We start from the raw sequence: 13,765 nt of genomic DNA, 5'->3' as shown, positions 1-13,765 counted from the left end.
GCGGCACCAAAGGTGCCCCCGAAACGTTATTTATTATGTCTTTACAAATATTCTTTAATCTGCAAAAGATGTTTAATCACTTTTAAATTTTCCTGAGTGGGATTTTCATTTAAAACATCAAAGAAAATACAATCTATCCCAAATTGCTGAGATCCGATAATATCCGCAATCCAGTCATCGCCAATCAAAATACATTCTTCTTTTTGAGCTTTAGAAAGACCTAAAGAATATTCAAAAATAGCAGGATTTGGCTTTCTTACACCAACAGAATCTGCACTTGTAATCGTTTGAAAATAATGATCAATTTTGGAAAGAATACATTTTCTTTCGGTCACTTCCTGAAAACCGTTTGAAATAATATGAAGCGTGTAATTTTTAGCTTTTAAATAATCTAAAATGTATTCTGCACCTTCAACGAGATGATTATAATTAAGGATTTTATCTAAAAAATGTTCTTCAAAATACATTGATAATTCAAGATCATCAATCCCAAAACGGTTGAATGTATCATAAAAACGATGTTTTCTAAGATATTCTTTATCAATTTCGCCGTCTCTTATTTGCTCCCAAAGTCTTTCGTTAATTTCATGATAAACAGAATGAAATTCTTCAAAATCAATATTGTATTTTAAAGTGATTTCTTCTTTTTCGAAAAGATCTTTTATGGTAAGATAGGCGTTTCTTCGGTGATCCCAAAGCGTATTGTCGAGGTCAAAAAAAATGTGCTGAATTTTCATACAGCACAAAATTAATGATTTTAATTTTTTGAAAGATGATAATGATTATTTTTAACCTTTACCACATCAAGACTTTTTGAGAAACTAAGCAAAAAATCAATGGTTTGTTTTTTGGGTTTCAAACTTTTTAATTTTAAAGAGTCGATTTTTTTCATAGGCGAAAATTACTTTTTCTTTAAAACGTGAAACCTTATGAAATATTATCTAGTTAAAATAATATTATTCTCTTCCATGATTTTTCGGAGGTTAATCAAAGCATATCTTACACGACCTAAAGTCGTATTAATGCTCATATCTGTATGTTCTGCGATCTCTTTAAAACTCAGTCCGTCAAAAAACCTGAGTTTTATCACCTCTTGTTGATTATCTGGAAGAAATTGTAACATTTTCAATAAATCTTCCTGAATCTGTAGACTTACCAATTGATCTTCAATATTTTCCGAAGGTTCTCTTATTAAATCAAAAATAGAGAATTCATCATTATCAAAAGTAGTTTCAGAAACTTTTACATTTTTTGCTTTGGCACGAAAATGGTCTATAATAAGATTCTGAGCGATTCTTTTTGCCCAGAGAATAAATTTACCTTCTTCGTTGTAACGTCCTTCTTTAAGCATTACAATGATTTTGATGAATGTATCTTGGAAAACATCATTCGCAAGATCCTGATCATTTATTTTGTATAAAATAAATGTAAAAAGCTCTCTTTGGTGGCGATGGATTAATGTTGATAATGCTTCTTCGTCTCCTTTCTGGTACAGAGAAATTAATAGGCTATCTGTTGATTTCATAACTTTTCTCAAATTTATCCGCCGACAAACGTTTTTCTTGACTAGGATCAAGTATATTTTTAGTTCGCCGCAATCGGTATTAGAGTAAAGTCTTATCTATAAGCATTAAATTATGCTGTAAATATAAATAAAATTTTAATAACTGTTAAGTAATTATTAAATATTCTGAAGAATTATTTAAAAAAATCTACTTTAGCATATCATGTAAGAAGGATGTAGGAATATTTAATGAGAAATTAACATTTAGACCCTTTAATTCTTTACCGTTTAAACCTGAATTTCCTAAAGGGAAAGCATAACCTCCCGTTAAATCTAAAATTCCGAAAAGAGTAACTCCGATTTTTGGAGCTACATATTTATTGGTTGCTTCTGCACCAGCAAGAAAATAATAAGAGTGATAAAAGTCTACGTTTCTTTCAAAATTAAACAAAATATCTCCTTGTAATTTAGGCATAATGGCAAATTCAGAATTTGCAGATCCCATCAAAGCAGAAGCTCCCAATCTGTAAATCACATCATCATTTTTTAGAAACATCAACTTTCCTCCTACTTCACCGAAACTTTGGTTTTGGTAAACATAGCCTACATTAATCATTTTATGAACAGTGTATTGAGCTTCTACCAAAGTTCCTACAAAAAAAAGAAAAAGTATCGTGATTGCAGATCGCATATTCATTATAAAGTATTTAGGGTGTAAAAATAAAAAAAACTGCTTTAGCATTTTCATGTTAAAGCAGTTTCTATACCGAAAAGAAGAATTAAATTCCGAAAGCGGATTTAATTTCTTCTACTTTGTCTAATTTTTCCCAAGTGAAGAATTCCAAACCTTCCAAAGTCAACTCATTTTTGTGACCTTTATTGAATGTTTTATCAGCAACAAAGTGCTCTCTTCCCATGTGACCATAAGAAGCCGTTTCCTGATAAATAGGATTTCTAAGTTTTAAATTCTGCTCAATTGCATAAGGTCTCAAATCGAAAATTGTAGACACTTTTTTAGCGATTTCACCGTCATTTAAACCAACTTTAGAAGTTCCATAAGTATTAATGTACAAACCGCAAGGTTCTGCAACACCAATTGCGTAAGAAACCTGTACCAAAACCTCATCAGCAAGACCTGCAGCAATTAAATTTTTAGCAATGTGTCTTGTTGCATAAGCAGCACTTCTGTCTACTTTTGAAGGATCTTTTCCAGAGAAAGCACCACCACCGTGAGCTCCTTTTCCACCATAAGTATCAACAATAATTTTTCTCCCTGTAAGACCTGTATCTCCGTGAGGACCACCGATTACGAATTTTCCAGTCGGATTAATGTGATATTTGATCTGATCATTAAATAAAGCTTTGATTTCTTCAGTCTGCAAAGCAACCACTCTAGGAATCAAAATGTTTTTAATGTCTTCTCTGATTTTGTTTAACATTTCTTCTTCAGCTGCGAAATCGTCATGCTGGGTAGAAACTACAATAGAATCAATTCTTACCGGTTTGTGATCATCAGAATACTCAATGGTAACCTGAGATTTTGCATCCGGACGAAGATATTTTATTTCAGAATCTTCTCTTCTGATTGCAGAAAGTTCTTTAAGAATCGTATGCGCTAAATCTAAAGCTAAAGGCATGTAGTTTGCCGTTTCGTTGGTTGCATAACCAAACATCATTCCCTGATCTCCCGCACCTTGAGCATTTGCTTTTGTTTCGAAAGTTTCGTCAGCAACTACTCTGTCAACACCTTGATTGATATCCGGTGACTGTTCGTGGATTGCAGAAATTACTCCGCAAGAATCTCCGTTGAACATATATTCACCTTTTGTGTAGCCAATTCCGTTGATTACTTCTCTCGCAATGGTCTGAACGTCTAAATAAGCATCAGATTTTACCTCTCCCGCCAAAACAACTTGTCCTGTAGTAACTAAAGTTTCACAAGCAACTTTTGAAGTTTTGTCGTATGCTAAAAAGTTATCGATAAGTGCGTCGGAAATCTGATCGGCGATTTTATCCGGATGTCCTTCTGAAACAGATTCAGATGTAAATAAATAAGACATATAATTCTTTGTATTTTTAAATTAAAAATAGGAAGAAAAAATGATAATTGCCCGAAAATGCTAAAAAGAATTACTGTTTTAGCATTTTTTTAGAGAGGTTGCAATCAGGTCAAATTTTTCCTCGGTTAATAAACGTCTGCAAATTTAAGTACTATTTTTTAATACTCAAAACTTTTCGTTGTTTATTCTAATTTTCTTGAAATTAGTGATTTATGTTAAATCCCAATAAGTTATTGAGGTTTAATGCTTACATAATCTTTCGGAGCACTGTTATAATTAAGTTTTGTATTTAAAGAAGACTTAATAAACGAACCTAATTCGTCAATAATTTTCTGCTTAAATGTCGGCTTATAATAAATAATGCTGATTTCTCTGTAAGGAAAAGGTTTTTTAAATCTGTAAACTTTGCTTTTCTGCTCTTCTGAAAGCTGATTTAAAGCTAATTCAGGTAAAATACTGATTCCGCCTACTTTATCAACCATATGAACCAAAGTCTGAATATTTGATGCTAAGAAATCTAAATTTTTAGGCTTCAATGTATTTTCTTTTAAATGACAAATGTTTTCAAACTGATTTCTCAAACAATTTCCTTCTTCTAAAAGCCAAACTTTTTCAACATTTAATTCTTCAGGAACGATAAAAGTATTTTTCTTATTTGCTTCAGTATCTGAACTGTATATCATTAATTCTTCATTAAACAAGAAGTCCTGATAAAATTCGTTGGCATTATCATAAGGCGTAGAAATAATTCCGGCATCTAATTCTCCAGCTTTTAAAGCTTTGATAATATTATCTGTCGTCATTTCCTTTACATTCATCTGAATTTTAGGATTATCCTGAAGGAAATGGAAAATTTCAGTTGGCAGAATAAATGAAGAAACCGTTGGAATGATTCCTAAATTAATTGTTCCACCCAAAATATTATTCAGCAAATTGGCTTTATTCTTCAGCTCATTTACCGCTTCAATAATAACTTTTGCCTGATCGATAATTTGTAAACCGACATCAGTAGTTCTAATTGGGTGAGTTGTTCTGTCAAAAACTTTTACATCCAGCTCGTCTTCAAACTTCTGTATCATTGCACTCAATGTGGGTTGAGTTATAAAACACGCTTGAGCTGCTTTACCAAAATGTTTGTACTTATCTACAGCGATAAGATATTCCAATTGCTGAATGTTCATTTGATTAATATTATCTATGACAAAGATATGACGTTTTTAGCATAAGCAATTAAAAATTGGCATAAATTTGATGTTGAAAAACAGAAATAAACCTCAAATCAGAACTATATGGATAATAAGAAATTAACGACAGGCAGTGGAGCACCTTATTTTGAACATCAAGATTCACAAACAGTAGGATCACGTGGTCCGGTTTTGTTGCAGGATTTTATTTTGCAGGAAAATCTTGCTCATTTCGTAAGAGAAAGAATTCCCGAAAGAATTGTTCATGCTAAAGGAACTGGTGCTTACGGAACTTTTACCGTGACACATGATATTTCACAATATACAAAAGCAAAAATATTTTCAAAAGTTGGAAATTCTTGCAGAATGTTTGCTAGATTTTCTACCGTAGGTGGAGAAAAAGGAAGTGCAGATACAGCGAGAGATCCAAGAGGATTTGCTCTAAAATTCTATACGGAAGACGGAAATTGGGATTTGGTAGGAAATAACACTCCTGTTTTCTTTATTAAAGATGCTAAAAAATTCCCCGATTTTATTCATACTCAAAAAAGAGTTCCGAAAACTAATCTAAAAAGCGCAACAATGATGTGGGACTTTTGGAGTTTAAATCCAGAATCTCTTCATCAGGTTTTAATTTTAATGTCTGATCGTGGAACACCTTACGGATACAGGCACATGCACGGATTTGGATCTCACACTTTTTCAATGATTAATGATAAGAATGAAAGAGTTTGGGTGAAATTTCATTTTAAAACAAAACAGGGAATTAAAAATTTCAGCAATGATGAAGCTACAAAAATGGCAGGTGAAAATCCAGATTTTGCGCAAGAAGATCTTTGCAACGCTATAGACAACGGTGATTTCCCAAAATGGGCAGTTTACATTCAGGTAATGACTGAAGAACAGGCAAAAGAATTCAGATGGAATCCTTTTGATATTACAAAAGTTTGGTTCCAAGGAGATTTCCCTTTAATTGAAGTGGGCGAAATGGAATTGAATGAAGTTCCTGTTAATTACTTTGCTCATGTAGAGCAATCAACATTTTCTCCTAGTAATTTAATTAACGGAATTAGTTTTTCACCAGACAAAATGCTTCAGGGAAGATTATTCTCTTATCCTGATGCTCATCGATATAGAGTTGGGGTGAATGCTCATCAGCTTGAAGTTAACAGATGTCCTTTTGCTATAAATAATTATCAGAGAGATGGTTTTATGGCAGATTCAAGCGAATATCAGGATAAGACAAATTACCATCCAAACAGTTTTGATGACATCGTACCAGATTCTTCGTATAAAAATTTCGAGTATGAATTAGACAGCAATCATGTTGCAAATTTCAACAGAAATGAAAATGATGACGATCATTATACTCAACCCGGGCTTTTGTACACAAAAGCAATGAATCAGGAAGACAGAGAACATTTAGTAAACAATATCATAGATGCGATGAGTGGAATTGACGGACCCAAAAGAGATGAGATCATCAACCGCCAATTATGCCACTTTTTCAGAGCAAATATTGAGCTTGGCATGAAAGTAGCATCAGGTTTAAGTGTCAATATTGATACAAATATGATGAATCATTCAAAGTAAGCTATTAAATAATAAACACTTAAAAGGGAAAAAAGTTAATTTTTTCCCTTTTTATTTGCAAAAAATTTTTAATTTGCAAGTTCTTAAAGATTATAAGAGAATAATGACTTACGAAAATATCCTATTAAAGAAAGAAGAGAGAATTGCTGTACTTACTATCAACAGACCTGAAAGTTTGAATGCATTGAATGCATTAACAATACAAGAAATCAGTTCTGCTTTGGATGAATTACAGTCTGATAATGAAGTAAGAGTAATTATTTTAACCGGAAGCGGAGAAAAATCATTCGTTGCTGGTGCAGATATAAAAGAATTTAGTAACTTTAATCAGGAAAAAGCAGAAGAGCTTGCAAGAAACGGACAAAACATTCTTTTTGATAAAATCGAAAACTTGTCCAAACCTGTACTTGCTGCTGTTAATGGATTCGCTTTAGGTGGCGGTTTAGAATTAGCGATGGCTTGTCACATAAGATATGCTTCAGAAAATGCTAAGCTTGGTCTTCCTGAAGTAACTTTAGGTCTTATTCCAGGGTATGGAGGAACCCAAAGACTTCCAAAATTAGTAGGAAAAGGAATTGCTAATGAGATGATTTTCTCAGCAAAGATGATTCCTGCACAAAAAGCAAAAGAAATTGGTTTGGTAAATGAGGTTTTCCCGATTGGTGAACTTCTTTCGAAGACAGAAGAACTGGCAAAAACAATTGCTAATAATTCTCCAATGGCAATTTCAAAAGCTATTAAAGCAACCAACCTGTTTGATACAGATAAAGGTTTTGAAACCGAAATTAAATTCTTCGGTGAACTTTTTGAACTTGACGACAAAAAAGAAGGAGTGACCGCTTTCATTGAAAAAAGAAAGCCAAATTTCTGATAGTCCACATCACAGATTATTTCGAAAAAACCGATGCAGATGTACAATAAGTTTGACAAAGCTTATCTAAAAATGGCTCTCGAATGGGCAAAACTTTCCTACTGTGAAAGAAAACAAGTAGGAGCTCTTATCGTAAAAGATAGGATGATTATTTCAGATGGATATAATGGTACTCCATCAGGATCTGAAAACTGTTGTGAAGACGAAACCGGCAAAACCCACTGGTATGTTTTACACGCAGAAGCAAACGCAATTTTGAAATTGGCAGGCTCTACACAATCTGCTCGTGGTGCAACTTTGTACCTTACATTATCGCCTTGTAAAGAATGTAGTAAACTGATTTTACAGGCAGGAATTTCAAAACTGGTATATATAAATGCTTATTCGGATAATGAAGGAATTGCTTTTTTAAAAGAACACCGGATTGAAATAATACAGGTTTCAGAAAATGAGTTAAAAATTTAAAAAAACACAACACAATGACTTGGGATGAAAAAATTAAAGATTTTGAAATTTTTCTTCGTTTTGAACGAAATTTTTCAGAAAACACACTCGACGCTTACATTCGCGACATCAAAAAACTTAAAGACTACGCTTTAGGAGACCTTGAAAATACAGGGCCTGAAACAATTACGTATGATAATCTTCAGGAGTATATTTTCAAATTATCAAAACAAAAATTTAGCGAAAGATCGCAAGCAAGATGGATTTCTTCCATTAAAGCTTTCTTCAGATACCTTTTGGAAGACGAAATTCGTGATGACAACCCTTCATCTTTATTGGAAGGGCCGAAACTAGGTTTGTATTTACCAGATACTTTAAGTCTTACCGATATTGAAAGAATCATTCAGGCTATCGAAATAACTTCAGATTTAGGACGTAGAAATCACTGCATCATTGAAGTGCTTTACGGATGCGGACTAAGGGTTTCTGAATTGATCGATATTAAAATTTCTAATATCAACTTTAAAGAAAATTACATTAAAATTACAGGAAAAGGCGAAAAAACACGCTTTGTTCCTTTAGCTCAATATACCGCAAAGCTTTTGAAAGAATATATTAATGAGGTACGCTCTAAATGTAAAATCAACAAAAAACATGAAGATGTTCTTTTTCTTAACAGTAGAGGAACTTCAATGTCTCGTGTGATTGTATTCATTATCATTAAAGAACTTACCGATAAAGCTGGAGTTAGCAAGAAAATTTCTCCGCACACTTTCAGACATTCGTTTGCTACACATTTGTTGCAAAACGGAGCAGATTTACGCTATATTCAGGAAATGTTGGGGCATTCAAGTATTACAACAACCGGAATTTATACCCATCTAAAAACAGAAGAACTTCGGGATGTAATATTGAATTTTCACCCGAGAAATGCTAATATTGTTGAATGAAAATATTAAAATTTTGTCCGAATTGCGGAAAAGAAACCCTCAATTGGGATGGAGAAAAAAAATGGAGCTGCCCAGAATGCAGCTTCAATTTATATAATAATGTTGCAGGAGCCGTTGCGGTGGTCATCCGTTGCGGTGATGAAGTTTATTTAACAAAAAGAAATCAAGAGCCTAAAAAAGGAAAACTTGATTTGGCAGGAGGATTTGTAGATCCGAAAGAAAGTGCCGAAAACACTTGTAAAAGAGAGCTTTTTGAAGAACTTGAACTCGAAATAGACATCAAAAATTTAAAATATCTTAAAAGTCTTCCCAATGTTTATCAATACAAAGAAATTGATTACAATACAATTGATTTGTTTTATGAGTACAATGTCTCTGAGAAGTTTGAAGTTAATTTAGCCTTGTCAGAAATTTCTGAAACGCAATGGATTAAAATTTCAGAAATCAATTTAGATGATATTGCTTTTGATTCTCAAAAAATATTCTTTGAAAGCTATATCAAGAATATTTAATCATAGTCTTAAAAATAAAATTCCCGCAAATTTAGAAATCTGCGGGAATTTTTATTTGTTTTAAAGTTTAGTACGTTTTTGAATTCAAAATTTCTCCAAAATATTTAGTCAAAACTTTTCTATCTTTTGTAGTAAGATTTGCTTCGTCATGATAAATAATGTAAGCCGGCATTGGCATTACTTTATTTTCAATTGTCTGAACCGAATTTTTGAGCATACTTTGCTTTAAATCTTTATTATAAGTCTCCCAAATTGAAAAATTAAGATGTCTTCTTCCGTCATTAACATGACTTTTCACAGACCATGAAAATGGAGCAATGTAAGCATATTTCGGATAAACTGTTTCATCTGAATGACAGTCATAACAAGCATTTTTGATTAAATCTGAAACTTCTTTGGGAGTATTTTTAACATCAACAAAATTCTTGCTTTTATCTACAGGTTTATTCACTTTATCAATAGGAATAAATTGAATTATTGCAAAACCAACCAAACACCAAAATACTATTTTCTTAAACTTCTGCATTATCTGTTTAATTGAAGTTCTCTACCGTTTCCTCTCGTTCCAGAATTGTTATTTTGAATCGTAGTATTCGTTGTTGGCCTGGTCTGAGTTGGCTGAGATTTAGTGTTTTTATCTGTTGTAGTAGTTGTTCCCATTTTACTTGTATCAAGAACTCTTGTATCTTTTAAATCCCAAGTTTCTTTTGAAGTCCATAAAGAACGTATAAGTGCGGTTTTGTAATAAATGTAAGAATCTTCGGCAAAAGTTCCGTTTTCGAAATCTGCTTCGTCCCAATATTTGTTTTCATTATTATCAACCAAAATTCGGAGAATATATTCGCCAGGTTTGAGTACATCAAAAGTTACTTCACTTCCGCTTGTATATTTTTGGTAAATAGGTTTTTCACTAGAATCTAGGAGCTGCAACCAGTACTTTTTATCAGGAGCATTTTCAAGAATAACCTTTAAAAGTCCATAATTTTCAATTTTATCAACTTCAAAATCAAAACGTTTTGATTCTGGATTTTTATCGAAATAAGAAGAAATTGTTGTTTTAGGAATCGTCAACTGATATTTTTTCCCGGAAACAAAATCTGACTGAATCAAAATCTGGTACGGATTCGTTTCAGAAATTCTTGCCGTGAAAGGCTGAACGATTGTGCTGTCAATTTTTAAAGACCATTTGTCAAAGTTAATTTTGTCTACTATATAATTTGATAATATTTTAAAATCAGTTTTTGGAGGCAATAAAGATCCGCCGTTATCACTGTTAATATTCATCACATTCTTCTTGTTATACTTATAGAACGTAGAAACAGTATCCTGTACTTTTCCTGTATCATAGCTGAATTCTAATTTCTCATTAACGGTTTGTCCAACATCACTTTTTACCGCATCAAACCAAATTTTCACAGAATCTGATTTTGGAGTATGAGTAACTTTAATATCTTTCAGTTTTTCGCTTACAGGAAGTACTTTTACTTCATCAGGATTTCCTTCAAATAACATCATCACTCCACCTGCCATATCTTTAAATTCAGGTTTTTTGAACGGTTTCTTTGATGGGTAAAGTTTTAATTTTAAGCCGGAAACAGATTTTTCAACAGTTACGGTATCTTTTCTGAAAGCAATTTTTTCTTTTCCAGGATTATAAATAGAATTTTCATTATCGTCATCGAAAGCAATAATCTTATATTTTCCGGGAGCTAAATAATTTAATTCATAATAACCGTCATCATCAACTTTTGTAATGTAGTAAGGTTTTTGTCGATAATCCATACTGTCTTTCAACTGATAAAGACCTACAACCATTTTATTATCAGAGCTGCTTTTCTTTTTTATTGTAAAACCATCTGTAACTTCACCACTGATGTATAAATCGTCTAATTTTTCACCCGTTGAAAAAGCAAAATTGTAATACCTCAAAGGATTTCCTTCGCTGTTATCTACAATCGCATTTCCAAAATTGAAATTATATGTCGTATTTGCCTGCAAAGTATCGGTCCATTGAATGACCATATATTTATTGGCAATATTCGAAGGAAGGATTCTTTTAATATTCTTAATCGGCGGAGAAATATTAAGATTTTTATTAATATCCTTTAAAGTAATATATTCGTTAAAATCAATTCGAAGTTCTTTGATGTCTCTTCTTACATTCACTCTCGTTGTATCGATATTTGAACTGACAACTTGCGGAGCCAAAGTATCTTTTGCACCTCCAACTGGCGAACCAACTCTCGCACAAGACTGTACAAGAATCCCAATGATAAATAAAAGAAGAAATCTTTTCATGAAATTATTTGAGCAAAAATAAACATTATTCTCCAAAAACTTCCGTTTGCGTTTTCAAAGTATCCTGATTATCATTCATAACGCTGTGAAGCTTGTCTTTTTGAGCCGGAAAATCTTCAAATAATCCCGACAAAGCCAGAGCAGTATATACTTTTCCTGAATATTTATTCCCAATGGCAACAATCGTCACTTTAGACTTAAGAAGATGAGCAAAAACAGAATTTGTTCCATGCCACCAACCATTGTGATATGTCAGTTTTTCTCCATTGTCAAAAATCTTCATTCTAAAACCTAAACCATAATTATTTTGCCCGGCTTTCTCATTACTGTAAGGTGTGAAAACCATTTGCATCAATTCTGGCTTTAAAAAATCTTTAGAAAACATTGCTTTGGAAAAATTCAACAAATCTCTTGGTGTTGTGTACACATTTTTATCACCATAAATTAAATCTAATCGATCTAGAGGATACAATTTATTTCCACCATAATAAAAAGATTGTGATGCGGTTGGAACATCTTTCTCCTGAAAAATATAAGTATTCGTCATTTTCAACGGAGTGAAAACTATCTCTTTCATTGCCTGTGGAAAAGGAGTTTTCGTCACTTTTTCAATCAGCAAAGCCAAAAGCGCAAAATTGGTATTGCAATACATAAAACCCGTATCGGTATCTCTTGCCAACTCAGGTTTGTATTTAATAATCATATTTAAAACATCCTGATTCGTAATGTAAGTCTTGGAAAGTTCTGCGGGAGCTGGTTGAATTTTAGTAATAAAATATTCGTATTTCGGCAGTCCGCTTCTTTGATCTAATAAAGTCTGAACTGTGACATTAGGATAAGGAAATCCTGGAAAGAATTGCGTTAAATGATCTGATAATTTTATTTTTCCGGCTTCGATTAATTTCATCATTGCCATTGCCGTCATTGTTTTTGAAACTGAAGCAACATGAAGTGCTGTATTTTTATCTATCGGATTTTGATTTCCTTCTCGTGCAAAACCGCGGTAATTTTCATATAAAATATCATCACCTTGCGCTACCAAAAAACTTCCGCTCAGATTACCACCTTCCCAAACTTTTTTATAATACTGATTAATATAATTTACAGCTTGTTTTTTATCAACCAAACTGAAATCACCATCTGCAAAAACTTTACTTAAATCTACATTTCCGTAATTCGGAAGATTGGTTGTAGATTCTGCACTTGCAGCATTGTTTTCAGATTTATTTTTACAGGAAAATAGGAATAAAAATAAGGTTGTAACGAGTACAAGGTTAAGCTTCTTCATGGGTTCAAAAAATGAGTGGCAATTTAATAAAACTCAGTTCAAATATGAAAATGCAGTTATTAATTATGAATTATTTAACATAAAATTTCACACCGTAAAAGAGTAAACATTTTTGACTGATTTTCATTTTAACAAAACGAAGCTATAATTTTATCAACAATAACTTGTGCTAATTTTTCTTTGCTTTGATGCGTCCAACCTGCGATATGAGGCGTTACTATTGCTTTTTCTGAATTTAAAAGATAGCTTAAATCTTCATTGTCTACTTCAAGATTTTCAAATGAAGACTTTTCATATTCCAAAACATCAAGACACGCGCCTTTTACTTTTCCGGACTTTAATGCCTCAACTAAATATTTCGTTTCAATATTTTTTCCTCTCGCTGTATTAACGAAATAAAAGTCATTTTTCATTTCTGAAATAAACTTTTCGTCAATTAAATAATGAGTTTCTGCAGTAAGCGGAATATGCAGACTTAAAACCTCAGCTTTTTCCTTTAATTCTTCTAAACTTACTTGTGTTGCAAATTCATCTGAAAGATTTGGCAGAATATCATGGAAAATCACTTCACAACCGAAACCAGAAAGTCTTTTTGCAGTCGCCTTTCCCATGTTTCCATAACCAATTAATCCGACAGTTTTTCCTAATAGTTCGTCACCACGATTTTCTTCACGAAGCCAGATTCCGTTTTTTACTTCCTGAGAAGCGATGAAAAGTCGGTTCATTAAAATCAAAAGCATTCCGACAACATGTTCTGCAACAGAATCACGATTTCCTTCTGGAGAATTGATCAATTGAATTCCTAATTTCTCAGCAACAGGAATATCAATATTTTCCATTCCCGCTCCTACTCTTGCAATGAATTTTAAGTTTTTACCTTTCTCCAAAAAATTAGCATCCAAAGGAATTCTGCTTCGGATAATTACACCATCATAATTTTGAATTTTAGCACAAACCTCATCGTAAGAAGATGTAAAATCTTCTTCCAGAATAAAGTTTTTTTCTAAAAGTTGCTGGGTAATAAGAGGATGGTTTTTATCTAATAATAGGATTTTCATTTT

14 protein-coding genes are annotated in these 13,765 nt (G+C 32.5%); 5 read left to right on the top strand and 9 right to left on the bottom strand.

Annotated elements, in window-relative coordinates; translation table 11 throughout:
- Window positions 1-41 precede the first annotated feature (41 nt).
- The 5 genes from OF897_RS03040 to OF897_RS03020 all read right to left on the bottom strand — a co-directional run bounded on the left by OF897_RS03040 (window position 42) and on the right by OF897_RS03020 (window position 4,745).
- Entirely contained in the window at window positions 42-737 is a 696-nt protein-coding gene (locus tag OF897_RS03040; RefSeq protein WP_267264208.1) for a YjjG family noncanonical pyrimidine nucleotidase, read from the bottom strand.
- Window positions 738-937: 200 nt separating this feature from the next.
- Window positions 938-1,525: an RNA polymerase sigma factor gene (locus tag OF897_RS03035; protein ID WP_267264207.1), complete on the bottom strand. Its 588-nt coding sequence runs from the start codon at window positions 1,523-1,525 to the stop codon at window positions 938-940.
- Between the two features lie 187 nt (window positions 1,526-1,712).
- Window positions 1,713-2,195, bottom strand: a complete 483-nt coding sequence (locus tag OF897_RS03030) for a hypothetical protein (protein ID WP_267264206.1) — start codon at window positions 2,193-2,195, stop codon at window positions 1,713-1,715.
- Window positions 2,196-2,283: 88 nt separating this feature from the next.
- The gene (gene metK, locus OF897_RS03025) at window positions 2,284-3,564 is read right to left on the bottom strand and encodes a methionine adenosyltransferase (RefSeq protein WP_267264205.1); all 1,281 of its coding nucleotides are present in this window, start codon (window positions 3,562-3,564) and stop codon (window positions 2,284-2,286) included.
- Between the two features lie 230 nt (window positions 3,565-3,794).
- Window positions 3,795-4,745, bottom strand: coding sequence for a LysR substrate-binding domain-containing protein (locus OF897_RS03020; protein ID WP_267264204.1), 951 nt, complete (start codon window positions 4,743-4,745; stop codon window positions 3,795-3,797).
- A gap of 108 nt (window positions 4,746-4,853) precedes the next feature.
- Between OF897_RS03020 and OF897_RS03015 the strand changes: the two genes are divergently transcribed.
- The 5 genes from OF897_RS03015 (at window position 4,854) to OF897_RS02995 (ending at window position 9,118) form a co-directional block, all read left to right on the top strand.
- Window positions 4,854-6,341 (top strand): catalase, encoded by a 1,488-nt coding sequence (locus tag OF897_RS03015; RefSeq protein WP_267264203.1) that lies wholly within the window; start codon window positions 4,854-4,856, stop codon window positions 6,339-6,341.
- A 103-nt stretch (window positions 6,342-6,444) separates the two neighbouring features.
- Window positions 6,445-7,212 carry an enoyl-CoA hydratase-related protein gene (locus OF897_RS03010; protein ID WP_267264220.1) on the top strand — a complete coding sequence of 256 codons (768 nt, stop codon included), beginning with the start codon at window positions 6,445-6,447 and terminating at the stop codon, window positions 7,210-7,212.
- A 33-nt stretch (window positions 7,213-7,245) separates the two neighbouring features.
- A complete protein-coding gene (locus OF897_RS03005; protein ID WP_267264202.1) occupies window positions 7,246-7,677 on the top strand; it encodes a deoxycytidylate deaminase in 432 nt (143 codons plus the stop codon).
- Window positions 7,678-7,691: 14 nt separating this feature from the next.
- Window positions 7,692-8,606 carry a site-specific tyrosine recombinase XerD gene (gene xerD, locus OF897_RS03000; RefSeq protein ID WP_267264201.1) on the top strand — a complete coding sequence of 305 codons (915 nt, stop codon included), beginning with the start codon at window positions 7,692-7,694 and terminating at the stop codon, window positions 8,604-8,606.
- Window positions 8,603-9,118, top strand: a complete 516-nt coding sequence (locus tag OF897_RS02995) for an NUDIX hydrolase (protein WP_267264200.1) — start codon at window positions 8,603-8,605, stop codon at window positions 9,116-9,118. The genes xerD and OF897_RS02995 overlap by 4 nt, the downstream gene beginning before the upstream one ends.
- Before the next feature lie 67 nt (window positions 9,119-9,185).
- On the opposite strand, the gene OF897_RS02990 is transcribed toward OF897_RS02995, so the two are convergent.
- The 4 genes from OF897_RS02990 to OF897_RS02975 all read right to left on the bottom strand — a co-directional run bounded on the left by OF897_RS02990 (window position 9,186) and on the right by OF897_RS02975 (window position 13,762).
- Window positions 9,186-9,644: a heme-binding domain-containing protein gene (locus OF897_RS02990; protein WP_267264199.1), complete on the bottom strand. Its 459-nt coding sequence runs from the start codon at window positions 9,642-9,644 to the stop codon at window positions 9,186-9,188.
- Window positions 9,644-11,416, bottom strand: coding sequence for an Ig-like domain-containing protein (locus OF897_RS02985; protein WP_267264198.1), 1,773 nt, complete (start codon window positions 11,414-11,416; stop codon window positions 9,644-9,646). Before OF897_RS02985 ends, OF897_RS02990 begins: the two co-directional genes overlap by 1 nt.
- 25 nt (window positions 11,417-11,441) lie before the next feature.
- Window positions 11,442-12,704 carry a serine hydrolase domain-containing protein gene (locus tag OF897_RS02980; protein WP_267264197.1) on the bottom strand — a complete coding sequence of 421 codons (1,263 nt, stop codon included), beginning with the start codon at window positions 12,702-12,704 and terminating at the stop codon, window positions 11,442-11,444.
- Window positions 12,705-12,832: 128 nt separating this feature from the next.
- Complete coding sequence (locus OF897_RS02975) at window positions 12,833-13,762, bottom strand: 2-hydroxyacid dehydrogenase (protein ID WP_267264196.1); 930 nt, start codon at window positions 13,760-13,762, stop codon at window positions 12,833-12,835.
- Window positions 13,763-13,765: the final 3 nt, after the last annotated feature.

Source organism: Chryseobacterium formosum (assembly GCF_026460885.1).
GTDB classification, from domain to species: Bacteria; Bacteroidota; Bacteroidia; order Flavobacteriales; family Weeksellaceae; genus Chryseobacterium; species Chryseobacterium formosus.
The sequence above is the reverse complement of the archived record's forward strand: the minus strand, read 5'-3'. Positions and strand labels throughout refer to the sequence as shown.

Bases quoted from the DNA above. Each gene is read 5' to 3' on its own strand.
- OF897_RS02980 (WP_267264197.1), bottom strand. From the start codon at position 12,704: ATGAAGAAGCTTAACCTTGTACTCGTTACAACCTTATTTTTATTCCTA.
- OF897_RS03035 (WP_267264207.1), bottom strand. From the start codon at position 1,525: ATGAAATCAACAGATAGCCTATTAATTTCTCTGTACCAGAAAGGAGAC.
- OF897_RS02995 (WP_267264200.1), top strand. From the start codon at position 8,603: ATGAAAATATTAAAATTTTGTCCGAATTGCGGAAAAGAAACCCTCAAT.
- OF897_RS03005 (WP_267264202.1), top strand. From the start codon at position 7,246: ATGCAGATGTACAATAAGTTTGACAAAGCTTATCTAAAAATGGCTCTC.
- OF897_RS03010 (WP_267264220.1), top strand. From the start codon at position 6,445: ATGACTTACGAAAATATCCTATTAAAGAAAGAAGAGAGAATTGCTGTA.
- OF897_RS02990 (WP_267264199.1), bottom strand. From the start codon at position 9,644: ATGCAGAAGTTTAAGAAAATAGTATTTTGGTGTTTGGTTGGTTTTGCA.
- OF897_RS03015 (WP_267264203.1), top strand. From the start codon at position 4,854: ATGGATAATAAGAAATTAACGACAGGCAGTGGAGCACCTTATTTTGAA.
- OF897_RS02985 (WP_267264198.1), bottom strand. From the start codon at position 11,416: ATGAAAAGATTTCTTCTTTTATTTATCATTGGGATTCTTGTACAGTCT.
- OF897_RS03040 (WP_267264208.1), bottom strand. From the start codon at position 737: ATGAAAATTCAGCACATTTTTTTTGACCTCGACAATACGCTTTGGGAT.
- xerD (WP_267264201.1), top strand. From the start codon at position 7,692: ATGACTTGGGATGAAAAAATTAAAGATTTTGAAATTTTTCTTCGTTTT.
- metK (WP_267264205.1), bottom strand. From the start codon at position 3,564: ATGTCTTATTTATTTACATCTGAATCTGTTTCAGAAGGACATCCGGAT.
- OF897_RS02975 (WP_267264196.1), bottom strand. From the start codon at position 13,762: ATGAAAATCCTATTATTAGATAAAAACCATCCTCTTATTACCCAGCAA.
- OF897_RS03020 (WP_267264204.1), bottom strand. From the start codon at position 4,745: ATGAACATTCAGCAATTGGAATATCTTATCGCTGTAGATAAGTACAAA.
- OF897_RS03030 (WP_267264206.1), bottom strand. From the start codon at position 2,195: ATGCGATCTGCAATCACGATACTTTTTCTTTTTTTTGTAGGAACTTTG.